This is a genomic window from Microbacterium sp. zg-B96 (genome assembly GCF_030246865.1).
Lineage (GTDB): Bacteria > Actinomycetota > Actinomycetes > Actinomycetales > Microbacteriaceae > Microbacterium.
Map to the genome: position 1 here is coordinate 1896217 of NZ_CP126738.1, position 21528 is coordinate 1917744.

Genomic DNA, 21528 nt, shown 5'->3' on the forward strand with positions numbered 1-21528 from the left:
GCCGGCGCGTCACTCCGCGTCGTCTAGCTCGGCGTCGTCCTGGTCCTCGTCGACCGGTTCCCCGGCCGTCAGTGCGTGCCAACGGTCCCACTCCGCCATCAGCTGGCGGATCGCGGCGTGGAAGCGCGCGGTGGCGGCCCCGGGCGTCGTGTCGCCGAAATAATGGCGCACCCAACCCTCGAGCCGAGCGGCGGACTCCGGATCGGACAGCACGCGGCCGGCCTCGACAAGGATTTCGCCGGCCTTGTCGGCATCCAACCAGTCGCAGGCCGACAGGTAGCCGTGCGTGTCGATGCTCGCCTGCGGATCGACCGGACGGGTCACCAGCAGCGGGCGACCGGCGGCCAGCCGGTCGTAGACCATCGCCGAGATGTCGACGACCGCCACGTCGGCCGCCGCGAGCTGCCAGCCGAGGTCGGGAGCGTCGTCGAAGACGTGCTGCGCGGTCGGGTCGGCGACATTGGCCGCCGCGATCGCCGCGATGATGCGGTTGTTGGCCGCGCCGTACTGGTCGTCCACGACGCCGGAACGCGGATGCGGGCGGTAGATGAGCCGGTGCGTCGAGCTGTTCAGCACCGCGCGGGCCAGTGCCTCGCCGTGCGACGCGATCGAGCCGTAGTGCGCCGAGGGGCGGTCACCCTCCCACGTGGGCGCGTACAGCACCACGATGCGCCCGTCGGGCGTGTAGGGCAGCACGCCGGAGTAATGGTCGGCCTGCGGCCGGCCGATCTCGATCGCGCGGCGCTCTAGGTCGTAGTCCCACAGCACCCGGCCGAGGCGCTCGCGGGCGGCATCCCCTGCCACCAGCGCGTAGTCGTACGCCTTGAACTGGTTGGTGGTCATGTACATCTTGTCGGACTCGCCGTGGTTGATGAACACGTGCCAGCGACGCCCGTAACGGAACATCTGGAAGTTGCGCGTGTTCTGGTTCACGTACAGCACGACGCGGATGTCCTGGTCGGCGATGAACCGCTCGAGGTCGCGGACGGTCGGCACGAACGCCACCGGCAGCGCGTCGTCGCCCACCAGCGCCCGCGCACCCGTCGCCGCGCGGCTGAGCACCACGACGGGCCACTGCTTGGCCAGCTCGGCGAGCGGCTTGTACCACTGCCGCATCTGGTACATGTTGACCGCACCGTCGGCGAAGTAGACCGCCACCCGGTAGTGCATCAACGGATGCGGTCCGCGTGCGGTCAGCTCGCGGCGCACCTCCCGCACGGCGGTTCTATGCTCGAGTGCCCTTCTCAGCAGCTTGGCGGCCTTGCGTCCATCCGATACGACACCCACCCCTCCAGCCTACGTCGCCGCCCGCGTGACATGATCGACTGATGCTCGACGACGCCCCGCACTCCGGCAAGGACGCGCCCGTCGTCCCCGCAACCGCCGGCGTCACCTTCGTCATGCCCGTGCTCAACGAACGCGACTACCTGGAACGGGCCGTGCGCACCGTGCTGCAACAGGACGTCGCCGGCCGACCCGTGGAGTTGGTGCTGGCCCTGGGACCGTCCACCGACGGTTCGAACCAGCTGGCAGCGCGACTGGCCGCCGAAGACAGCCGCATCGTGCTGGTGGAAAACCCTGCCGCCGACATCCCCGTCGGCCTGAATCTGGCCATCCGCGCCGGGCGGTACCCCACCATCGTGCGGGTGGATGCTCATTCCGAGCTGACCCCCGGCTACACGATCGAGGCTCTCAAGACCCTCGACCGGGTGCGTGCGGCCAACGTCGGCGGCATCATGCGCGCCGATGGCCGTACGCCCTTCCAGCGCGCCGTCGCCCGCGCGTACAACTCCCCCATCGGCCTCGGCGGCGGGGCGTACCACAGCGGCGGCGCCGAAGGCCCCGCTGAGTCGGCGTACCTGGGCGTCATGCGCCGGGCAGTGCTGGAGGAAGTCGGCATGTTCGACGAATCCATCCGCCGCGGCGAGGACTGGGAACTGAACCTGCGCATCCGCCGCGCCGGCTACCGGGTGTGGTTCGATCCGGAGTTGGCGGTGACCTACTGGCCGCGCGAGAGCTGGAAGCGGCTCGTGCGCCAGTTCTACGCCACCGGCAAGTGGCGCGGCGAACTGGTGCGCCGCTACGGACGGCGCAACTCGCTGCGCTACTTCGCGCCGCCGGCGCTGGTGGGACTGGCCCTCCTCGCCGTCGTGATCGCGGTCCTGCAGCTCACCGGGGTCATCGCCGGACCGTGGTCGCTCGCGGCATCCGTCGTCTACCTGCCGATCGCCGCCTACGCCGTGCTCATCACTGCGGTGGCGCTGGGCCCCGGCGGCGGCACCGGCTGGCGCGACAAGCTGTGGACGGCCGCGGTGCTGCCCTCGATGCACCTGTCCTGGGGCACCGGGTTCATCAGCGGCGTGCTGCGCGGCGCACACGACACCGTCGACACGTCACGCCTGGGCTCGCGCAACACCCCGCTGCCCTAGCCAGCGGTCAGCGCGCCACGTACCCCTGGTCGAGGATGCGGGCCACGACCCGCTCGGCGGCGTGACCGTCATCGCGCGGGTTGAACCGCTGGCGCCACGTTGCATACGCCGCCGCGTGGCGCTGCGGCCCCTCGTCGTCGGCCAGCGCCGCCACGAGTTCATCCGTCGAGCGCACCACTGGTCCGGGTGCGTGTGCGGCGAGGTCGAAGTAGAAGCCGCGCAGCTCGCCGCGATAGTGGTCGAGATCGGGCACCAGGAAGTACATCGGCTTTCCGGTGACGCTGAAGTCGAACATGATCGACGAGTAGTCGGTGATGAGCGCGTCGGCGGCCAGCAGCAGCCGGGCAGTGTCGGGGAAGGCCGTCACGTCGATGACGCGCGGACCCGACGCGTCGCGCCCCGGCAGCAGCGTGCGCGAGTGCCCGCGGACGAGCACGACGGCATCGGATGCCGCCGCCAGCGCCCCCGGATCGACGAAATCGACCATCTGCTCGCGGTCCTCCCGCCACGTGGGTGCGTACAGCAGCACGCGCTCGCCTGGGCCGATCCCGAGTTCTGCCCGGGTGGCCGCACCGTCGCCGGTGACGAGCACGTCGTTGCGGGGGTAGCCCTCCACCCAGATCGGGCGGGACAGGAACGCGTATGCCTTCTTCATGATGCGTCCGCCGTACGGGTTCTGCGCCAGCAGCACGTTCCATCGCCGCGCCTCGCGGACGACCGCCACGGTGCGCCGCGGGTCGAATCCGGGTCGGTGCAGCGCGAGGCGCTTCAGCGGCGTGCCGTGCCAGGTCTGCAGCACCACCTGCCCGGGGCGACGCTCGAAGCGGCGGCGCAGCCAATCGTTGACCACGAGCAGTCGTGAGGCCCCGCGCGCCCGCCACCACTGCGGCGATCCTTCGACCACCGCGATGGCGCCGTCGGGCACCGCGACCGACAGGTCCACCACGCTCCAGTAGCGCGTCACGCCCGGTGCCACCCGCGCCAGTTCGCGATCGATTGCGAGCGGGTTGCAGCTGGCGTTGCGGCCGTAGAAGCTCTCGAAGAACACCGCGTTCTCGAGGTCACCCGAGCGGGTCGCGTAGCGCCGCTCCAGCGCGGCCTGCCCGTCGCCGGAGTCGTAGGCGGGGTTCACCGGCGGACCCACCTGCAGCACGGTGCCCGCAAGCTCCGCCCGCAGCGTCCCCAGCATGGTCAGCGGCACGGCCGCCACCGCCTCCAGCCGCTCCCCGTCGGCACCGGTGACGACCACGTCGTACGAACCCGTCGGCAGCGGCAGTTCGGGGCCGCCCCACCGCGCCGCGCGCAGCGCGAACACGGCCCGCCACGTCGCACCGCGGCCGGTGAGCTTGGCCGCCACCCGCGCACGGGGACCCACCAGCTCGGCACCGGCCGGCCGGGCTCCGGTGCCCGAGAGCTCGAGCGCGGCACCGTCGTCGGCGATGAGACGTGCTCGGATCATACGGAACCCTTCGATCGTGCGGAAAGCCCCGCCCGGATGACGCGGTACACCCGCGCAGTGTTGCCGCCGTCACGATACGCGTGCACGCGCTCGCTCAGCCGCCGCGACCGCTCGACACGCTCGGCGCGGGCGGCATCCTCCCCCAGCACTGCGTCCAGCTGGCCACAGGCCTCCTGCCAGTTCGCAGCCGGATCTTCCCCGGCGACGTCGGCATACGTGCCGTAGAACCCCCGCCGCGCCGCATAGGCCTGCAGGTCCGGCGCGAGGTACAGCACCGGCAGCGGCACGAGCCCCGCGTCGTAGGCGAGCGAGGAGTAGTCGGTGATGAGCACGTCCACGCCGGGGAGGGCGGGCGTGACGTCGGCGACCATGTCGCTGCCCATCAGACGCACCCGGTCGGTGCCTGCCGGCGGTGCGTAGTAGCCGGCGCCCAGATGGTGCGGGCGCACCAGCAGCACCGCGTCGTGCCGGGTCAGCACGTCGACGATGCGCTGCCACTGCGCGGCATCCGGGATCGACGGGTCCACATCACCGTCACGCCACGTCGGCGCGTACAGCACGAAGCGGGTCGCGTCGGTGACCGGACCGGTGGCCGCAGCGATGAGCGTCCGGCCGGCGGCACGCCGGTCATCGGCGGTGCCCTGCGACAGCACGTCGACGCGCGGCTCGCCGGTGACGACGACGCGACCGTCCGGCAGGCCGAACGCCGATTCCAAGCGCCCGCGCACCAGGTGCGAGGCCGCGGGAAGCACGGCGATGGCCGCCGCGGAGTGGCGGAACATCACGCGCAGCAGGGTCCGCACCGCGCGTGAGCGCGGCAGGAAGCGGCTGCGGAGGGTCTCTTCGGAATCGAGCCCGATGCGCTTGAGCGGGATACCGTGCCACAGCTGCACGATGAACGCCCCCGACTGCGCGTACCGGTTGGCGTCGCCGAACCCGTGGGTGACGACCACGACGCGGGCGCGGGCGGTGCGCCAGAAGCCCGGGAAGGAGTGCTTGGGCACCCAGCGGATGCCGCGGCGTTCCGCCTCGGCCGCCTCGGCGGCGGTGCCGGTGAGCCAGGTCGCGCTGACACCGTGCCGCTCCACGGCTTCGCGCCACAGCGCCCACCCACCGTCGGCCAGGCCGGCCGCGGATCCGAAGACCCACTCGTCTCCGGTGCGCGGGATGACGATGGTGGCAAGACGGCCCGCCGCGTACAACGGGATGCGGGCCAGCTTTCCGGCGTTGCCTGCACCGAACGAGAAGGACGCCACCCCGCGAGCCTATCGCGGGGTGGCGTCCTGGTTCGGTCGTGGATCAGTCGGTCAGGTCACCGAGGGTCACGTCGACCGTGCGGGTCTCGCCGTCACGGATGACCGTGAGGCTCACTTCGCTGCCGCCGGCCACGGCACGCACCTGGGCGGTGAGGTCGGTGGCGTCGGTGATCGGCAGTCCGTCGAATCCGGTGACGATGTCGCCGGCGCGCAGGCCAGCCTCAGCGGCCGCGCCACCCTCGGTGACTTCGTCGATGTAGGCACCGGTCGTGGTGGCGCCTTCCACGCTGGCGGCCGGGGCGACCATGGCGCCCAGCAGCCCGTGAGAGGCCTCGCCGGTCTCGATCAGCTCATCGGTGATGCGCTTGACGATGTCCGACGGGATCGAGAAGCCCACGCCGATCGAGCCCGATTCGCCGGACGAGCCGGCCGTGGCGATCGCGACGTTGATGCCGATGAGCTTGCCCTCATCGTCCACCAGCGCGCCGCCGGAGTTGCCGGGGTTGATCGCGGCGTCGGTCTGCAGCACCGAGATCGAGATGGTCGAGGTGGCCTGCTGGGGCTCGCCCTGACCGAAGTCGAAGTAGTACGGGCCCTCTTCGCCCTCGCCCGGGGGCGTCTGCTCCGTGCCGTCTTCGGGCGTTTCGGGAGCGGCCGACGACGCGATCTGGATGGAACGGTTGAGCGCGCTCACGATGCCGTTGGTCACCGTGTTCGACAGGCCCAGCGGCGCGCCGACGGCGATCGCGACGTCACCGACGTTGAGGTCGCCCGATTCGGCGAACTCGATCGGGGTCAGGCCCTCCGCGTCGACGAGCTTGATGACGGCGAGGTCATACAGCGGGTCCAGGCCCACGATCTCGGCGTCGTACACGCGGCCGTCGGCCGTGGTGACCGACAGCGCGGCATCCGAGGTCGCGCCGTCGAGGGTGACCACGTGCGTGTTGGTGACGACGTAGCCGTCCTCGGTGAGGATCACACCCGACCCGGTGCCGCCGGCGTCGCCGGAGCTGGCCGCGATCGTGACGGAGCTGGGCACGACCTTCGCCGCGACCCCGGTGGTCTGGTTGACCTCATCAGGCTCGTTGATCGTGACCGAAGCCGGACCCGAGGCGGTGACCGGCTGCGAAGCGCTCCAGATGTTGACGCCCGCGTACGCGCCGCCGAGGCCCGCCGTGCCGCCCACGAGGGCTGCGGCGACCATCAGCGCGGCGACCTTGCCGGCGCCCACGGTCGACTTCTCGGACCGGGTCCCGCCGGACTCGGTGCCGCTCAGCGGCGCGGTGGGCTGGGTCGCCGACGCGTTGCCGGCGTACGACTGCTGCGGCGCACCGTAGCCGGGGGCGGGTGCACCGTACGGACGACCGGCCGGCTGTCCGGAGCCGTAGGGCGGCTGGACGCCGGGCCGCTGCGGCGCGCCGGGGTACGGCTGCCCGGCGTACGGGCCGGGCTGGGACGCGGACTGCGCCGCGGGCTGCGTCGGCAGCGGCGGGCGCTCAGGCGCGACCGGAGCCGGCTGCTCGGGTGAGCCCGAGGCAGGAATGTCTTCGGGGCGGATGCCCTCGTTCTCGTTCATGCAAATCTCCTTCTGGCAGGCAATCTGACAGGCAAGTACAGATTGCCGCCCGATGCTGTGTGTTGCTTATGCCCCGAATGGGATCACCCTATGCGTGTAGCGTGAGCGGGATGCGAGAGATTCCCGGCGCCTGGCGCCGCGCCGCAACCGGAGCGGGACTGCTGGCCGCAGACGGTACCGCAGTTCCCACCATTTTCGCCGAGATGAGCGCGCTGGCCGCCCGCACCGGAGCAATCAACCTCGGGCAGGGGTTCCCCGACGAGGACGGTCCGGCAGAAGTGCTCGAGGCCGCGCGCGCAGCCATCTCCCACGGCGTGAACCAGTACCCGCCGGGGCGCGGCATGCCGGAGCTGCTCGAGGCGATCGCCGAACACCAGCAGCGCTTCTACGGGCTGCACCTGGATCCGCAGCGACACGTGCTCGTCACAGCCGGGGCCACCGAGGCGCTCGCCGCCGCACTCCTGGCGCTCGTGGACGGGCCCGACGACGAGGTCGTCGTGTTCGAGCCCTACTACGACAGCTATGGCGCGTGCGTGGCACTGGCCGGCGCGCGCCTGGTGACGGTGCCGCTGCGCTGGCCCGACTTCCAGCCCGACCTCGACGACCTCCGCCGTGCGGTGACCGACCGCACCCGGGTCATCCTCGTCAACGACCCGCACAACCCCACCGGCGCCGTGTTCACCCGCGAGACGCTCGAGGAGATCGTGCGACTCGCCGACCGCCACGATGCGATCGTCCTCACCGACGAGGTGTACGAGCACCTCGTGTTCGATGCCGTACACATCCCCATCGCGACGCTGCCGGGCGCGTGGGAGCGCACGCTGACGATCTCGTCGGCCGGCAAGACCTTCGCCACCACCGGCTGGAAGATCGGCTGGATCTCGGGACCGGCCGATCTCGTGACGGCGGTGCTGACGGTCAAGCAGTTCCTCACCTACGTCAACGGCGCGCCGTTCCAGCCCGCCATCGCGACGGGACTGCGACTGCCCGACGACTTCTTCGCCGGTGCGGCGGCGACCCTGCGCGCCAAGCGCGACCTGCTCGGGCGGGGACTGCGCGCCGCCGGGTTCGGCGTCTCCACGCCCCAGGGCTCGTACTTCACCGTCGCCGATGCCGCGCCGCTGGGTGCGACGGATGCCGCACAGTTCTGCCGCGAACTTCCCGAACGCGCCGGTGTCGTGGCGATCCCGCTCACCGCGTTCGCCGCCGCCGAGCATCGCGACGACTACGCCACGCTCGTGCGCTTCGCCGCGTGCAAGCGCACCGAGGTGCTCGACGACGCGGTCTCGCGCCTGGCGGTCCTGGGCGGCTGAGCGGCGCCCGGGTCAGCCCCGCGGCTGCACGGTGAACCGGCGCAGCGCCAGCGACGGGTTCACCCGGCGCACCCGCGCGACGGCATCCACTTCCAGATGGGCCACGGCGACGTCGGTGGTCGTGCCGACGGCGGCCAGCTGCACGCCCTGCGGATCCACGATCATCGAGTGCCCCACCCCCAGCGGCGGCGGATGGTCGGATGCCGCGACGAACAGGGTGTTCTCGATCGCCCGGGCCGTCAGCAGCGTCCGCCAGTGGTGCTCCTTCAGCGCCCCGCGTACCCACTCGGCGGCCACCAGGATCACATCGGCACCGGCATCGGCCAGCAGCCGGGACACCTCCGGGAACCGCAGGTCGTAGCAGGTCATCAGGGCGAACCGCAGGCCGCCGACCTCGAACGTCTCCGGTGGGGTCAGCTCCCCCGGCTCCACCCAGTCCGACTCCCGCTGCCCGAACGCGTCGTAGAGGTGGAGCTTGCGGTAGCGGGCCAGCACCCCGGTGGCATCCACCGCCACGACCGTATTGCGCACCTTCTGAGCGTCCCGGCCCCGCTCCAGCAGCCCCGCGACCACGTGCAGGTCGTAGCGGGCGGCGATCTGGATGAGCCCCTGCACGAACGGGCCGTCGATGTCCTGAGCGTTGCGGGCGAGGGACTCGTCGAAAGGGTCGACGAAGTAGCTGGAGTACTCCGGGAACAGCACGACACGTGCACCGCGGTCGTGGGCGCGCGCGACGAGTTGCTCGATGTGCGCCAGGTTGGCGTCGGCTCCCGCGGTGGGCCCGAACTGCGCGACGGCGACGGCGACGGATTCGGCACTCATCGGCTCTCCCCTTCTCGGCGGGCGCGCACCACCAGCGGTACGACGATCCACAGCACGGCGATGAGGACGCTCAGCGCGATGCCCGCTGTCCATGATGCCGTGTCGCTGACGACCACGTCGAACACGAAGGCGACGACACCCACCAGCAGCAGCGAGACGGTCAGCAGCGAGATCAGCAGTGCGAGGTGGCCGTAGATGACCACGGTGCCCTTCGCCCGCTGCTGGAAGAGGAAGCGGTGCAGCGCCACCGGCGCCAGCGCGACGATGGCGCTGAGGGCGGCCAGCACGATGAGCACGAGGTAGAACACCCGCTGCCCGTCGCCGAGGTCGGCGAAAGCGGGCTGGAACGCCAGCGCGAGCAGGAACCCGGTGAGGATCTGGGTGCCCGTCTGCAACACCCGCAGCTCCTGCAGCACCTCGTTCCAGTTGCGATCGGCCCGTTCCGCCGGCGTTTCATCGCGCCCGTCCGGCAGGTGTCGGTGTGGTTCGTCGTCGGATGCATCGGGCATGCGTTCATCCTGGCCAGGCCGCCGGTCGGGGGCAACCCGCGGCGCCGGGCCCGCCCATGTCGCGGAGCCCTTCACAGCCGTGTTAGGCTATTAAACGTGCCGCGGGGTGGAGCAGTTCGGTAGCTCGCTGGGCTCATAACCCAGAGGTCGTAGGTTCAAATCCTGCCCCCGCAACCAAGAGAAGAAGGCCCTCGCGTCAGCGAGGGCCTTCTTCGTTCCCCGCCGGTCTCACCCCGGATCGAGCACCTGGGCGGTGCCTTCGATGAAGCGCGCGATCGCCTGCAGCTGTTCGTCGTCGAACTGCTCCGCCACGGCGCGCAGTTCCTGCATCCGCCGGCCGAAGGTGCGCTGGAACTCCTCGCGCGTCTGATCGGTGAGTTCCACGATGAGTGCGCGCCGGTCGCGCGGATGCCGCCGACGCTGCACATGCCCGGATTCGCTCAGCCGGTCCAGCAGTTTCGTCGTCGACGCGGTGGAGATCCGCAGGTGCCGGGAGACGTCGTGGGGACTCACCGGCTGCCCCCGCTGCTCGCGCATGATCAGCATCCGCAGCGCCGCCACGTCGGTGGCGTTCATGTCCATGTCGTCCTTCATGCCGCTGTGCATGCGGTCGACGGCGTCGCTGAACGTCCTCACCGCTTCCAGCGCTGACCGCACAGCGCGGTCATGCTCCGTGGACTGCCGGTGCTCCGCGGTCATGTGGACACCCCCGCTCACCATCGGTATCATCGTGCCAGATCGCTAGATAAACTAGCAACCAGGAGCGCTAATGAATGACGAAGAGCTGGTCGTGCTTCTCGACGACGACGGCCGAGAGATCGGCACCGCCGCCAAGTCCAGCGTGCACGGGACCGACACGGCGCTGCACCTCGCGTTCTCCTGCCATGTGCTCAACCCCGCCGGCGAGCTTCTCGTGACGCGCCGCGCGGTCACGAAGAAGACCTGGCCCGGGGTGTGGAGCAACTCCTTCTGCGGGCACCCGCGGCCCGCCGAACCCCTGCTTTCCGCGGTGCGCCGCCGCGCCGAATACGAACTCGGCCTCACCCTCACCGACGTCGAGCTGTCCCTGCCGCTGTTCCGCTACCGCGCAGTGGATGCCAGCGGCATCGTCGAGCACGAGCTCTGCCCGGTGTACACCGCCCGCACGAGCGCGGAGCCGGTGCTCAACCCGAACGAGGTCGCCGAGGCCCGTTGGGTCGACCCGCTTGCGCTGACCCGGTCGCTCGAGGCGACGCCGTGGGCGTTCAGCCCGTGGCTCGTGCTGCAGGCCCGCCAGCTGCACGTGTTCGATTCACTCACCGCGTCCGGGCGAGGTGCGACATGATCGCGCTGGAGACGGTCGACCGCACCGGCATCGACACCGCCATCGACGCGGCCTTCGACCGACTCGACGCCCGCATCGCGCCGCTGTCCGGCGACATCCGGCCCCTCGCCGGGGCGATGCGCCGCGCCGCGGCGGGCGGCAAGCGTTTCCGCCCGGCACTGGTGGCCGCCGCCTACCGCGCGTGCGGCGGGGAGACTCCCGCCGCGGACGGCGTGTACGAGATCGCCGCGGCGTTCGAGCTGCTCCACACCGCCTTCGTCATCCATGACGACGTCATCGACCGCGACACCGAGCGCCGCGGCACCCCGAACATCGCGGGCGAGTTCGCCGTGCTCGCGCGGGATCAGGGGGCGGATGCCGCGGGGGCGGCGCTGCTGGGTGAGACGGCCGGCATCCTCGCCGGCGACGTGCTGCTGCACGAGGCGACGCGCACGGTGTCCCTCACGGACCTGCCGGCGGCGAGCCGGGCGGCAGTGCTGGATCTGCTCGACGACGCCGTGCTGGTCTCGGCCGCCGGGGAACTCGCCGACGTCGCCAATACCGTGCGCCGGGACTACCCGGATGCGGACGAGGTGCTCGCGGCCACCCACGACAAGACCGCCGTCTACTCCTTCGCCTCGCCGCTGCGCGCCGGCGCACTGCTGGCCGGATCGTCGGGAGCCACCGACGCCGCACTGCAGCGTGCCGGCGGACTGGCCGGCCTCGCCTTCCAGTTGGTCGACGACCTCATCGGCGCGTTCGCACCGGCCGCGCGCGCCGGGCGTGTCGAGGGGGCAGACCTGCGGGCGGCCAAGCGCACCCCGCTGGTCGCGCTCGCACGGGAGAGTCCCTCCTGGGCGCAGGTCGACGTCGCCCTCTCGCTGGCGTGGACCGGACCTGTCGCCGTGCGACACGCGCAGCAGGCGCTGGATGCCAGCGGCGCACGGCGGCGCCTGGTGGTGCTGGTGGAGCACACCCTCGCCGACGCCCGTGCGGCCGCCGCCGACGAGGCGCTGCCGGCGCAGGCGACCCTGCTGCTGGCGCAACTGTGCGACGCGATCCAGAGACGCATCCCATGAGCACCGGCCTGGAACTGTACGATCGCGCCGCGCAGTCCGCCGCCGGCACGGTCATCACCGCGTATTCCACGTCGTTCTCGCTCGCTGCGCGGCTGCTGGGAGCCCGGGTGCGTCCGCATGTGCGCAACGTCTACGCATTGGTGCGCATCGCCGACGAAGTCGTCGACGGTCCCGCCGCCGAGGCGGGGCTGGCGCCGGAGACCCTGCGGCGGGTGCTGGACGAGCTGGAGGCGGAGACCCTGACGGCCATCACCCGCGGGTTCTCCACCAACCTCATCGTGCACGCCTTCTGCCGCACGGCGCGCGAAGCGGGCATCGACTCTTCCCTCGTGCGCCCCTTCTTCGCGTCGATGCGCACTGACCTGTCCGTCGCCGCCCACGACGCGCGCAGCCACGACAGCTACGTGTACGGCTCGGCCGAAGTCGTGGGCCTGATGTGCCTGCAGATCTTCCTCAACATCGGGGCCTCCTCCCCCGTCACCCCTTCCGCGGAGCTGCGCGATGGCGCCCGGCGACTGGGCGCCGCCTTCCAGGACGTCAATTTCCTCCGCGACCTCTCCCACGACGCCACCGCGCTGGGACGGGACTACCTCGGCGTGCGGGCGGGCGGCGCCGCACGCACCGAGGTGCTCGACCGCGTCGACGCCGATCTCGCGGCGGCGGCCGCCGTCGTGCCGCAGCTGCCCTCCGATTGCCGCCGGGCGGTGACCGTCGCCCACGACCTGTTCGCCGCGCTGGCCCAGCGTCTGCGCGCAGACGACGGCATCGGGCAGGACCTGCGCGTGCGGGTGCCCGACCCGGTGAAGGCGACCCTCGCCGCTCGCGCGATGCTGGGGTTCGGCCCGAGAGGGGCACGTACGTGACCCGCACGGTCGTCATCGGCGGCGGCATCGCGGGCCTGGCCACCTCGGCACTGCTGGCCCAAGAGGGGCATGATGTGACCCTCGTGGAGGCTCGCGACGATCTCGGCGGTCGCGCCGGATCCTGGGAGAGCGACGGATTCCGTTTCGACACCGGGCCCAGCTGGTATCTCATGCCCGAGGTGTTCGAGCACTTCTTCGCCCTGCTGGGCACGAGTGCCGCCGCCGAGCTGGATCTCGTGCCGCTGAATCCGGCGTACCGCGTGTACGGCGAGCCGACCGGCGGCCACCCCGCCGACAGCCTCGACGTCGTCTCGGGCCGCGAGGCGGCGACCGCGCTGTTCGAGTCGCGTGAACCGGGGGCGGGCGCCCGCCTGTCCCGGTACCTCGACTCCGCCGGGGACGCCTACGACCTGGCGGTCACCCGCTTCCTCTACGACACGTACGAGACGATGGCGGGGCTGCGCGACCCGGCGCTCCTGCGCCGGCTGCCCCAGCTGGCCCCGCTGCTCACCCGCAAGCTGGCGACCCTTGTGCAGCGGGAGTTCTCCGACCCGCTGCTGCGACAGGTGCTGGGGTACCCGGCCGTCTTCCTCGGCGGTTCGCCCTTCGAGGTGCCCAGCCTCTACCACCTGATGAGCCACCTCGACCTGGACGAGGGCGTGCTGTACCCGCGCGGCGGCTTCACCACCGTGATCGCCGCGATCGAGCGGCTCGCCCGGGAGCGCGGCGTGACGATCCGCACCGGCACCGGCGTGGCGCGCATCCGTGCCAGCGGGCGCCGCGCGACGGGCGTGGGCCTCGTCGACGGCGCGATCCTCGATGCCGACGTCGTCGTCTCCACCGCCGACCTGCACCACACCGAGACCGCGCTGCTTCCCCCCTCGCTGCGGGAGCGCCCGGAGCGGTGGTGGCGCACGCGCACGCCGAGCCCCGGTGCGCTGCTGCTGATGCTCGGCGTAGAAGGGCCGCTGCCGCAACTGGCCCACCACACGCTGCTGTTCGCGCGGGACTGGCAGGAGAACTTCGGCGCGATCTTCGGGGCGGACACCCGCATCCCGGAACCGGCGTCGCTGTACGTGTGTCGCCCCAGCGCGACCGACGACACCGTCGCCCCCGCCGGCAGCGAGAACCTCTTCGTGCTGGTGCCGATCCCCGCCGACCCCGCCCTGGGCCACGGCGGCGTCGGCGGCACCGGCGACGCGCTCATCGAGCGGGCGGCGGATGCCGTCATCGACCAGATCGCGTCCTGGTGCGACATCCCGGACCTGGCCGAACGGGTGCGGGTTCGTCGCACCGTCTCCCCCGCCGATTTCGCCGTCGACCTGCATGCCTGGCGCGGAAACTCGCTGGGGCTGGCGCACACCCTCGGGCAGAGCGCCCTGTTCCGCCCGCGCAACACCTCGAGCAAGGTCGAGGGCCTCTACTACGCCGGCGCCTCGGTGCTGCCGGGGATCGGGCTGCCGATGTGCCTCATCTCGGCGGAGCTGGTCGTCAAGCGTCTACGAGGCGACCGCACGACAGGTCCGCTGCCGGTCCCCACCGCCGCGGAGACGTGATGCCGGGGCTGTACCTGCTGGCGATCCTGCTGTCCGCCGCCGGGATCGCGCTGCTTGATGCCCGGCTGCAGCTCGCGTTCTGGGATGCGCCGGGCCGCACCGTGGCGGCGGTGGGCATCGGCACGGCGTTCTTCGTCGCCTGGGATGCCGCCGGCATCGCCGCCGGAGTCTTCATCAAGGGCGACAGCCCGCTGCTGATCGGCATCGATCTCGCTCCGCACCTGCCCATGGAGGAGCCGCTGTTCCTGGCCTTCCTGTGCTATCTCGCGCTGGTGTGCTTCCGCGGCGCGGAGCGCGTGCACCGGCGCCTGCGGCAGCGCCGGGAGGAACCGTCATGACCTACGCCTGGGTCATCCTCCCGTTCGCGCTGGTCACCCTCGCCGTCACCGGGGCCAGCGCCGTCCGGCCGCACTTCGGCAGCCGCATGATCGCCTCCGCTGTGGCCGCCGCCGTGCTCGTCGTACTCACTGCGGTGTTCGACAATGCGATGATCGCGGCAGACCTGTTCACCTACCCGGAGGACGACATCACCGGCATCCGCATCGGACTCGCGCCCATCGAGGACTTCTCCTACCCGGTGTGCGCGGCCTTCCTCGTCCCCGCGGTGTGGACGCTGCTCACGCCGCGGAGCCGCGCGTGAACACCGCGACGCAACTGCTGGTGTCCTCGCGCCCGGTCAGCTGGGTCAACACCGCCTACCCGTTCGCGGCGGCGTATCTGCTCACCGCCCGCGAGATCGACGTGGTCCTGATCGTGGGGACGCTGTTCTTCCTGGTGCCGTACAACCTGGCGATGTACGGCATCAACGATGTCTTCGACTATGAATCCGACCTGCGCAATCCCCGCAAGGGCGGGGTACACGGCGCGGTGCTGGAGCGCCGGCTGCACGCCACGACGCTGTGGGCGGCGGGGCTGACTTGCGCCCCGTTCGTGGTGTTCCTCGTGGTGGCGGGCTCGCCGGCGTCGTGGGCGGTGCTGGCGGCGAGCCTGTTCTTCGTCGTCTTCTACAGCGCCCCGCCGCTGCGGCTGAAGGAAGTGCCGTTCGCCGACTCGCTGACCAGCGCCATCCACTTCTTCTCCCCGGCCGTCTACGGGTTCGTGCTGGCGGATGCCACGTGGACGTGGCAACTCGTGCTCATCGTCATCGCCTTCGCGCTGTGGGGTGTCGCCTCGCACGCGTTCGGCGCCGTGCAGGACGTGGTGGCCGACCGCGAGGCGGGCATCGCCTCCATCGCGACGGTGCGCGGGGCGCGCTGGACCGTGCGTTTCGCGCTGGCCTGCTATGCGGCATCCGGTCTGGTCATGCTCGGCACGACGTGGCCCGGCCCGCTCGCCGCGGTCCTGGTGCTGCCGTACCTGGCGACGCTGTGGCCGTTCCGGTCGATCACGGACGAAAAAGCAGAGGAAGCGACGCGCGGATGGCGTCGCTTCCTCTGGCTCAATCAGTTCGCCGGCTTCGGCGTGACGGTGCTGCTCATCTGGTGGTGGCTGCTCACCTCATGAGCTGCCGGGTCACTCCCCGCCGGTCTCCTCCGCCTCACTGAGCTGCAGCAGCGTCTCCACCGCGGCGGTCAGGCGCTCGTCCGCCTCAGCGAACGCGGTGAGGTCGCCGGCCTGCAGAGCGGCCTGGCGATCGCTCATCGCCTGACGCGCCTGCTCGAGTGCTGCCTCGTAGTCAGCCGCCGGGACCGCCGGTGCCTCCGGCTCTGCCGGGGCATTCGGGTCGGCCGGCTCGGCCGGGTCGGTCGGGGTGACCCCCTCGTCCCCGGTGCTGGCACCGGAGTCGCCGCCGAACAGCACGTCAAGTGCCTCCTGCAGGGTGTCCTCGAACGCGACCTGGTCACCGAAGCCGACCAGCACCTTCTGCAGCGTCGGCAGCTTCGTGGCTCCGGAGGACTGCACGAACACCGGCTGCACGTACAGCAGACCGCCACCGACCGGAAGGGTCAGCAGGTTGCCGTTGAGCACCTGCGATTGACCCTGCTGGAGGATGTTCACGAACGACGACACCTCGGGATCGGCGTCGAAGGTGTTCTGCACCTGACCCGGGCCGGGCACCGGGGTCTCGGCATCGACCACCAGCATCCGCAGCTTGCCGTAGTCGTCAGCCTTCACGCCTTGCTCGCTGCCGGCGTCCGAATCGACCGCGAGGTAACCCATCAGCACGTTGCGGGTGTCCTCACCGCCGGGGATGAAGGTGGTGAACATCGAGTAGGCCGGTGCTTCCTGACCGGGCATCTGCATCGTCAGGTAGTACGGCGGCTGGAGCTGGCCGTCATCCTGGGGGTCGTCCGGGGTCTTCCACGCGTTGTCGCGCTGATACAGCGACTGCGCGTCGTCGACGTGGTAGTTGCCGAGCATGGCCCGCTGCACCTTGAACAGGTCGGTCGGGTAGCGCACGTGACTCATCAGCTCGCCCGACATCTCGTCGATCGACCCGACGGTCGTCGGGTAGATCTTCTGCCACGCCTGCAGAAGCGGGTCTTCCTCGTCCCACGCGTACAGCTTCACCGAGCCGTCGTAGGCGTCGACGGTGGCCTTGACCGAGTTGCGGATGTAGTTGATGTTGTCCAGCGCGACCGTCGGGGTCGGGTTGGTCGAGTCCGAGATCGCGTCGCTCAGGCTCACCGTGGACGAATACGGGTAGTTCTCGCTGAGCGTGTAGCCGTCGACGATCCAGACGATGCGCCCGTCCACGACGCTCGGGTACGGGTCGCTGTCCAGCTCGAGGTACGGCGCCGCCTTCTGCACGCGGGTGAGCGGGTCGCGGTCGTAGAGGATCTGCGACTCGTCGTTGATGGCATCGGAGAACAGCATGTCCGTCGCCTGGAACTTCAGCGCGTAGATGAGGCGGTTGAACATGTTGCCCACGCTCGGGCCGCCGTCGCCGGTGAACGTCGTCTTGGTCTCGTTCGCGCCGTCTTCACCGCTGGGGTAGTCCAGCTCGACGGGGGCCCGACCCTCGGGCGCCCCGACGATCGAGTAAGGCGGCGAGGTCTCACCGAAGTACACGCGCGGCTCGAAGCCGTCGCCGATGTCGCTGAGCTCGCCACTGACGGGGATGCCGCGTTCGATGAAGACCGGGTTGCCGTCGGCGGTGCGCTCGTTGCCCTTGGCCGCGACCATGCCGTAGCCGTGGGTGTAGACGAGACTCGTGGTGTACCACGATGCCGCGTTTCCCAGCTGGTTGAGGTTGAGCTCGCGCACCGACACCACGGTGTCCTGAGACTGCCCGTCGATCTCGTACCGGTCAACGTCCAGCGGGTCGGTGAACTGGTAGTACGAGCGGTACTGCTCGATCTGGCGCACCGTGGGGTTGATGATCGCGGGGTCCATGATGCGGATGGAGGCGGTCGTCTCGGCATCCTCGCGCAGCTGCCCGGGTTCCACGTCCGTGACGGCCTCGAACTCGGTGCGCTCGAGGGCGTCGATGCCGTACGCGGCCTGCGTGGCCTCGAGGTTGCGCTCGTAGAACGGCATTTCCAGCGTCTGCTGGTTCGGGCGCACCTGCACGTTGAGGACGAACCACGGGTAGGCCACGCCGACCACCAGCGACGACACGATCAGCAGCGCCGTCGCGATCAGCGGGTAGCGCCAGCGGCCGATGACGGCGGTGACGAAGAACAGCACCGCGACGAGCACCGCGATGACGGCGAGGATCGCCTGACCGGGGATGATCGCGTGGACGTCGACGTAGCTGGCACCGGTGATGCGGTCGTTGTCCTGCACGAGGTTCTTGTAGCGGTCCAGCCACAGGCTCACCGCCTGCAGCAGCAGGTACAGGCCCGCCAGCACCGCCAGCTGGATGCGCGCGGACTTGGAGATGCGCAGCTCCCGCTGGCCCACCCGCACCGAGCCGTACAGGTACGACACGACCGCGGTGACCAGCAGGCACACCAGGACGACAGCGGAGATGAACCCGAGTGCTGCCGAGTAGAACGGCATGGCGAACAGGTAGAAACCGGTGTCGAGACCGAACTCGGGGTCGGTGGTGTTCGTGGCGACGCCGTTGGCCCACAGCCACGTGGTCTCCCACTGCGACGAGGCGGCGAAGCCGGCGAAGAAGCCGAAGAACACCGGGATGCCCCACATCGCCAGGCGCCGCAGCGGCTCGACGACCTCCTGGTAGCGGTCCAGCTGAGAGCTCAGCCGCGCGTACACGGGGCGCAGGCGATACGCCAGCTGGATGGCGACCCACACCGGCACCGCCATGCCCAGGAACCCGATCGCGAACATCGATACCCGCGCGGTCCACTGCGTGACCAGCACGCTGTCGAAGCCGAGCTGCTCGTACCAGAGCCAGTCCGCATAGAGGGTCGAGAACGCGAAGAACGCCACCACGAGCGCTGCGATGACCGCGAGGGTGATCGTGATCGCGCGTCGTGAGGTGCTCGGCGTGGCCTGATTCGGCGCTGAGGTGGTGGTCACCCTGCAATCCTAGGCGTCCGGGTTCTGAGGAAACGCCGAGGAGATGCCGGGGACATCCTCAGCAGACTCAGGGCGTGCAGGTAGGCAGCGCCTCCAGGTCACCGTCGTCGCGGACCGTCTCGAGCACCTCGAGTGCGTCGTCGAGGGTCGCCACGGCGAACACGTCCAGCCCGTCGGGCACGTGCCCCACGACCTCGCCGCAGTTCGCTGTGGGCGCGAGGAAGATCTCCGCGCCGGCATCCTCCGCCCCCCACAGCTTCTGTCGGATGCCGCCGATGGGCCCGATCTCGCCGGCGCCGCTGATGGTGCCGGTGCCGGCGACCTGCGCGCCGCCGTTGAGTTCGCCGGGGGTGAGGGTGTCGATGATGCCCAGTGCGAACATCATGCCGGCGCTGGGTCCGCCGACGTTGTCGAGCTGGATCGTCACGTCGATCGGGAAGTCGTACGCGTTCATGAGGGTCACCCCCAGCAGCCACGCCGTCTCGCCGTCGATCTTCTGCTCGGCGGGCGTGACGGACACGTCGCGTTGCCGGCCGTCGCGCTCGATCGTGAGCGTCACCGGTTCGCCGGCGGCCTCGCCGACGATCTCGCGCACCTCCACGGCGTCGGCGACCTCGCGCCCCTCCACGGCAAGGATGACGTCGCCCTCTTCCAGCACGCCGTTCGCGGCCGAATCTTCGGTGAGGGAGTACACCGTCAGCTCGGCGCCGATGTCATAGCCCAGTTCGCCCAGCGCGGCGGCGGTGGCCTCCTGCTGGGAGTCGATCATCATCGCCGAACTCTGTTCGTTGCGCTGCTCGGTGGTCTGCCCGACGGGGAACACCTCCTCGATGGGGATCACCGCCCGGGTGCGGTCGAACCACGCCAGGACGAGCTCGAACCACGACGGGGGGTGTTCCCGGTTGCCGACCACCTGCACCGTCAGCAGATCCAGCGCGCCGTCGGTGGGGTAGGTCTCGGCCCCCGCCACCGAGATCAAGGGAACCTCCTCGCCGTCACCGGTCGTCGCCGTGCCGAGGGTGTCGTACACCGGGCCCGGCTGCTGGATGACGTACGCGGTGGGGAGGAACGTGAGGGTCAGCAGGATCACCAGGGCGACCACAAGGGACCAGATGCCGGCGATCATTCCGCGCGGCGGCTGTCGCCGGGGGGCCGGAACGATCGTGACGTTCTCATCGAAGAGGGCCAACGGGGGGCCTTTCTGTGCCGGGTCGTTCGCGACCGGCGAAAACGTGCCGGGTGGTGCGAGTCAAGGGTGCCACTAGCGTAGAGCGGGACACCCCCCACCTGCTGAAAGGCACCTGACATGGCCGACGGCGAAGACCGCTCCCCCGAGGACGAGTTCCAGGAGCTCATGCGCCAGCTGTTCGGCGGACAGCCCGGCGCGATCGATCCCGAGCAGCTCTCCCGGCTGTCGGGGCTGGGCATCGACCCCGCCATGATGCAGCAGGTGATGCGGCATCTGCAGGGCGCGTTCGCGAACGCCCCCGCAGAGGGCATCTCGTGGGACATGGCCAAACGGCAGGCGCTGCACATCGCCAACCAGGACGGGATGGGCATCACCAGCGGTGAGCGCACCGACCTCGGCGAGGCGTTCTCGCTGGCGGCGCTGTGGCTGAGCGAGGCGACGACCGTGCCGGAGCTCACGCAGCCGCCCCGCACCCTCACCCGCGGCGGCTGGGTCGAGGCGACCCTGCCGGTGTGGCAGGAGTTGGCCGAGCCGGTGGCCCTCAGCATCGCCGACGCCTTGACGGCGGCGCTGGATGCCCAGGTGCCCGAGGAGATGCGTGCCATGGTGCAGGGCGCCGGGCGCCTCATGCGCACCGTGGGCGGGTCGCTGTTCGCCGCCCAGCTGGGAGCGGTGGTCGGGCGACTGTCCACCGAGGTGGTCAGCGGCGGCGACGTGGGCCTTCCGGTCATGCCCGCCGGCGACGCGGCCATCCTGCCGCAGAACTTCGCCGACTTCGGCCGCGACCTCGGCATTGCCGACGATCAACTGGCGCTGTACCTGGCAACGCGCGAACTCGCCCACGCTCGCCTGTTCCGTCACGCCCGGTGGCTGCGGCTGCACGTCATCTCGCAGGTGACCGACTTCGCCCGCGGCATCCACGTCGACACCGAAGCGCTGGAAGACCTCGCGTCGCGGTTCGACCCGTCCCAGCCCGAGGAGCTGCGCCAGGCGCTGGAGAGCGGCGCGCTGCTGCCGCAGCGTTCCGAAGCGCAGACGGCGGCACTGGCGCGTCTGGAGAATCTGCTGGCCCTCATCGAAGGCTGGGTCGACGTCGTCACGGAAGCCGCCACGACGCGGCTGCCGGAAGCGCACCGCATCACCGAGGTCGTCCGCCGCCGCCGTGCGGTGGGCGGCCCGGCCGAGCAGGCGCTGGGGTCGCTCGTGGGACTGGAAGTGCGCCCGCGGCGGCTGCGCGAGGCTGCCGCGATGTGGCGGGCCGTCACCGACGCGGTCGGCATCGTCGGCCGCGACGCGCTCTGGGATTACCCCGACCTCATGCCCAGCTCGGAGGACATCGACGACCCCGCCGCGCTCGTGGCGCGACTGCAGGCGCACGCCCGCGGCGACGAGCCGCAGCGCGACGCGATGGACGACGCACTCGACGCGCTGCTGAGCCAGGCGGCGGACGACGCGTCCGCCGACAGCGCGGATTCCGGCGACTCCGGCGGCTCCGGCAGCGCCGGCGAGGATTCGGGCGATCCTTCCGGCGACGACCCGTCCGGTCCCCGCCCGGTCTGATCGGGGTCTCCTCCCCAGCCATCCCTCGCGCCGTTCCGGCGTGAGGTCTGTGGACAGCGCCGCCCGGGCGCTCACCGGGCGGCGCACAATCGGGGCATGCTTCGCCTCAATCCCCTCCACCCGCCGCTGTGGCGCAGCGACACGAGCCTGCAGTTCGGTGCCGCCGGCCTCGCCGTCATCGATCCT

At 70.8% G+C, this 21528-nt stretch carries 19 protein-coding genes and 1 tRNA gene; 11 read left to right on the top strand and 9 right to left on the bottom strand.

Features of this window, described 5'->3' with window-relative positions; translation table 11 throughout:
• Positions 1 to 9: 9 nt before the first annotated feature.
• Positions 10 to 1287, bottom strand: a complete 1278-nt coding sequence (locus tag QNO11_RS08915) for a CDP-glycerol glycerophosphotransferase family protein (protein WP_257508616.1) — start codon at positions 1285 to 1287, stop codon at positions 10 to 12.
• A 41-nt stretch (positions 1288 to 1328) separates the two neighbouring features.
• Between QNO11_RS08915 and QNO11_RS08920 the strand changes: the two genes are divergently transcribed.
• Entirely contained in the window at positions 1329 to 2429 is a 1101-nt protein-coding gene (locus QNO11_RS08920) for a glycosyltransferase family 2 protein (protein WP_257508615.1), read from the top strand.
• Positions 2430 to 2436: 7 nt separating this feature from the next.
• On the opposite strand, the gene QNO11_RS08925 is transcribed toward QNO11_RS08920, so the two are convergent.
• From QNO11_RS08925 to QNO11_RS08935, 3 genes are read right to left on the bottom strand one after another with little or no spacing between them, the layout of a single operon-like run.
• The gene (locus tag QNO11_RS08925; RefSeq protein ID WP_257508614.1) at positions 2437 to 3888 is read right to left on the bottom strand and encodes a CDP-glycerol glycerophosphotransferase family protein; all 1452 of its coding nucleotides are present in this window, start codon (positions 3886 to 3888) and stop codon (positions 2437 to 2439) included.
• Entirely contained in the window at positions 3885 to 5144 is a 1260-nt protein-coding gene (locus QNO11_RS08930; protein ID WP_257508613.1) for a CDP-glycerol glycerophosphotransferase family protein, read from the bottom strand. Before QNO11_RS08930 ends, QNO11_RS08925 begins: the two co-directional genes overlap by 4 nt.
• A gap of 43 nt (positions 5145 to 5187) precedes the next feature.
• A complete protein-coding gene (locus QNO11_RS08935) occupies positions 5188 to 6720 on the bottom strand; it encodes a trypsin-like peptidase domain-containing protein (RefSeq protein ID WP_257508612.1) in 1533 nt (510 codons plus the stop codon).
• 110 nt (positions 6721 to 6830) lie between these two features.
• Here QNO11_RS08935 and QNO11_RS08940 point away from each other — a divergent pair, with 110 nt between their 5' ends.
• The gene (locus QNO11_RS08940) at positions 6831 to 8033 is read left to right on the top strand and encodes a pyridoxal phosphate-dependent aminotransferase (protein ID WP_257508611.1); all 1203 of its coding nucleotides are present in this window, start codon (positions 6831 to 6833) and stop codon (positions 8031 to 8033) included.
• Positions 8034 to 8045: 12 nt separating this feature from the next.
• Here the strand turns inward: QNO11_RS08940 and QNO11_RS08945 are convergent, their stop codons facing one another.
• Positions 8046 to 8855 (bottom strand): carbon-nitrogen hydrolase family protein, encoded by an 810-nt coding sequence (locus tag QNO11_RS08945; protein ID WP_257508610.1) that lies wholly within the window; start codon positions 8853 to 8855, stop codon positions 8046 to 8048.
• Positions 8852 to 9364 carry a DUF6328 family protein gene (locus tag QNO11_RS08950; RefSeq protein WP_257508609.1) on the bottom strand — a complete coding sequence of 171 codons (513 nt, stop codon included), beginning with the start codon at positions 9362 to 9364 and terminating at the stop codon, positions 8852 to 8854. Before QNO11_RS08950 ends, QNO11_RS08945 begins: the two co-directional genes overlap by 4 nt.
• A gap of 100 nt (positions 9365 to 9464) precedes the next feature.
• Here QNO11_RS08950 and QNO11_RS08955 point away from each other — a divergent pair.
• Positions 9465 to 9541, top strand: a tRNA-Met gene (locus QNO11_RS08955).
• A gap of 51 nt (positions 9542 to 9592) precedes the next feature.
• Here the strand turns inward: QNO11_RS08955 and QNO11_RS08960 are convergent.
• Positions 9593 to 10063: a MarR family winged helix-turn-helix transcriptional regulator gene (locus QNO11_RS08960; protein WP_257508608.1), complete on the bottom strand. Its 471-nt coding sequence runs from the start codon at positions 10061 to 10063 to the stop codon at positions 9593 to 9595.
• Positions 10064 to 10133: 70 nt separating this feature from the next.
• Here QNO11_RS08960 and idi point away from each other — a divergent pair, with 70 nt between their 5' ends.
• Genes idi through QNO11_RS08995 form a run of 7 tightly spaced genes read left to right on the top strand, consistent with a single transcriptional unit; the run spans position 10134 to position 15668 of the window.
• The gene (idi, locus tag QNO11_RS08965) at positions 10134 to 10688 is read left to right on the top strand and encodes an isopentenyl-diphosphate Delta-isomerase (protein WP_257508607.1); all 555 of its coding nucleotides are present in this window, start codon (positions 10134 to 10136) and stop codon (positions 10686 to 10688) included.
• Entirely contained in the window at positions 10685 to 11746 is a 1062-nt protein-coding gene (locus tag QNO11_RS08970) for a polyprenyl synthetase family protein (RefSeq protein ID WP_257508606.1), read from the top strand. Before idi ends, QNO11_RS08970 begins: the two co-directional genes overlap by 4 nt.
• Positions 11743 to 12609: a phytoene/squalene synthase family protein gene (locus tag QNO11_RS08975; protein WP_257508605.1), complete on the top strand. Its 867-nt coding sequence runs from the start codon at positions 11743 to 11745 to the stop codon at positions 12607 to 12609. The genes QNO11_RS08970 and QNO11_RS08975 overlap by 4 nt, the downstream gene beginning before the upstream one ends.
• Positions 12606 to 14165: a phytoene desaturase family protein gene (gene crtI / locus QNO11_RS08980; RefSeq protein WP_257508604.1), complete on the top strand. Its 1560-nt coding sequence runs from the start codon at positions 12606 to 12608 to the stop codon at positions 14163 to 14165. Before QNO11_RS08975 ends, crtI begins: the two co-directional genes overlap by 4 nt.
• On the top strand, positions 14165 to 14503 hold the full coding sequence (locus QNO11_RS08985; protein WP_257508603.1) for a lycopene cyclase domain-containing protein: 339 nt from the start codon (positions 14165 to 14167) through the stop codon (positions 14501 to 14503). Before crtI ends, QNO11_RS08985 begins: the two co-directional genes overlap by 1 nt.
• Positions 14500 to 14805 carry a lycopene cyclase domain-containing protein gene (locus tag QNO11_RS08990; RefSeq protein ID WP_257508602.1) on the top strand — a complete coding sequence of 102 codons (306 nt, stop codon included), beginning with the start codon at positions 14500 to 14502 and terminating at the stop codon, positions 14803 to 14805. Before QNO11_RS08985 ends, QNO11_RS08990 begins: the two co-directional genes overlap by 4 nt.
• Complete coding sequence (locus QNO11_RS08995; protein ID WP_257508601.1) at positions 14802 to 15668, top strand: prenyltransferase; 867 nt, start codon at positions 14802 to 14804, stop codon at positions 15666 to 15668. Before QNO11_RS08990 ends, QNO11_RS08995 begins: the two co-directional genes overlap by 4 nt.
• Positions 15669 to 15677: 9 nt before the next feature.
• On the opposite strand, the gene QNO11_RS09000 is transcribed toward QNO11_RS08995, so the two are convergent.
• Both QNO11_RS09000 and QNO11_RS09005 read right to left on the bottom strand, forming a co-directional pair.
• A complete protein-coding gene (locus tag QNO11_RS09000) occupies positions 15678 to 18593 on the bottom strand; it encodes a UPF0182 family membrane protein (protein WP_257508600.1) in 2916 nt (971 codons plus the stop codon).
• 67 nt (positions 18594 to 18660) lie between these two features.
• Positions 18661 to 19782 carry a YlbL family protein gene (locus QNO11_RS09005; RefSeq protein ID WP_257508599.1) on the bottom strand — a complete coding sequence of 374 codons (1122 nt, stop codon included), beginning with the start codon at positions 19780 to 19782 and terminating at the stop codon, positions 18661 to 18663.
• A gap of 117 nt (positions 19783 to 19899) precedes the next feature.
• On the opposite strand from QNO11_RS09005, the gene QNO11_RS09010 reads away from it, so the two are divergent.
• Positions 19900 to 21342 carry a zinc-dependent metalloprotease gene (locus QNO11_RS09010; protein WP_257508598.1) on the top strand — a complete coding sequence of 481 codons (1443 nt, stop codon included), beginning with the start codon at positions 19900 to 19902 and terminating at the stop codon, positions 21340 to 21342.
• Positions 21343 to 21528 lie beyond the last annotated feature (186 nt).

Coding starts and splice junctions, on each gene's coding strand:
- QNO11_RS08960 (WP_257508608.1), bottom strand. CDS start 10,063: ATGACCGCGGAGCACCGGCAGTCCACGGAGCATGACCGCGCTGTGCGG.
- QNO11_RS08985 (WP_257508603.1), top strand. CDS start 14,165: ATGCCGGGGCTGTACCTGCTGGCGATCCTGCTGTCCGCCGCCGGGATC.
- QNO11_RS08920 (WP_257508615.1), top strand. CDS start 1,329: ATGCTCGACGACGCCCCGCACTCCGGCAAGGACGCGCCCGTCGTCCCC.
- QNO11_RS08945 (WP_257508610.1), bottom strand. CDS start 8,855: ATGAGTGCCGAATCCGTCGCCGTCGCCGTCGCGCAGTTCGGGCCCACC.
- QNO11_RS08990 (WP_257508602.1), top strand. CDS start 14,500: ATGACCTACGCCTGGGTCATCCTCCCGTTCGCGCTGGTCACCCTCGCC.
- QNO11_RS09010 (WP_257508598.1), top strand. CDS start 19,900: ATGGCCGACGGCGAAGACCGCTCCCCCGAGGACGAGTTCCAGGAGCTC.
- QNO11_RS08940 (WP_257508611.1), top strand. CDS start 6,831: ATGCGAGAGATTCCCGGCGCCTGGCGCCGCGCCGCAACCGGAGCGGGA.
- QNO11_RS08925 (WP_257508614.1), bottom strand. CDS start 3,888: ATGATCCGAGCACGTCTCATCGCCGACGACGGTGCCGCGCTCGAGCTC.
- QNO11_RS08950 (WP_257508609.1), bottom strand. CDS start 9,364: ATGCCCGATGCATCCGACGACGAACCACACCGACACCTGCCGGACGGG.
- idi (WP_257508607.1), top strand. CDS start 10,134: ATGAATGACGAAGAGCTGGTCGTGCTTCTCGACGACGACGGCCGAGAG.
- QNO11_RS08975 (WP_257508605.1), top strand. CDS start 11,743: ATGAGCACCGGCCTGGAACTGTACGATCGCGCCGCGCAGTCCGCCGCC.
- QNO11_RS08970 (WP_257508606.1), top strand. CDS start 10,685: ATGATCGCGCTGGAGACGGTCGACCGCACCGGCATCGACACCGCCATC.
- QNO11_RS08935 (WP_257508612.1), bottom strand. CDS start 6,720: ATGAACGAGAACGAGGGCATCCGCCCCGAAGACATTCCTGCCTCGGGC.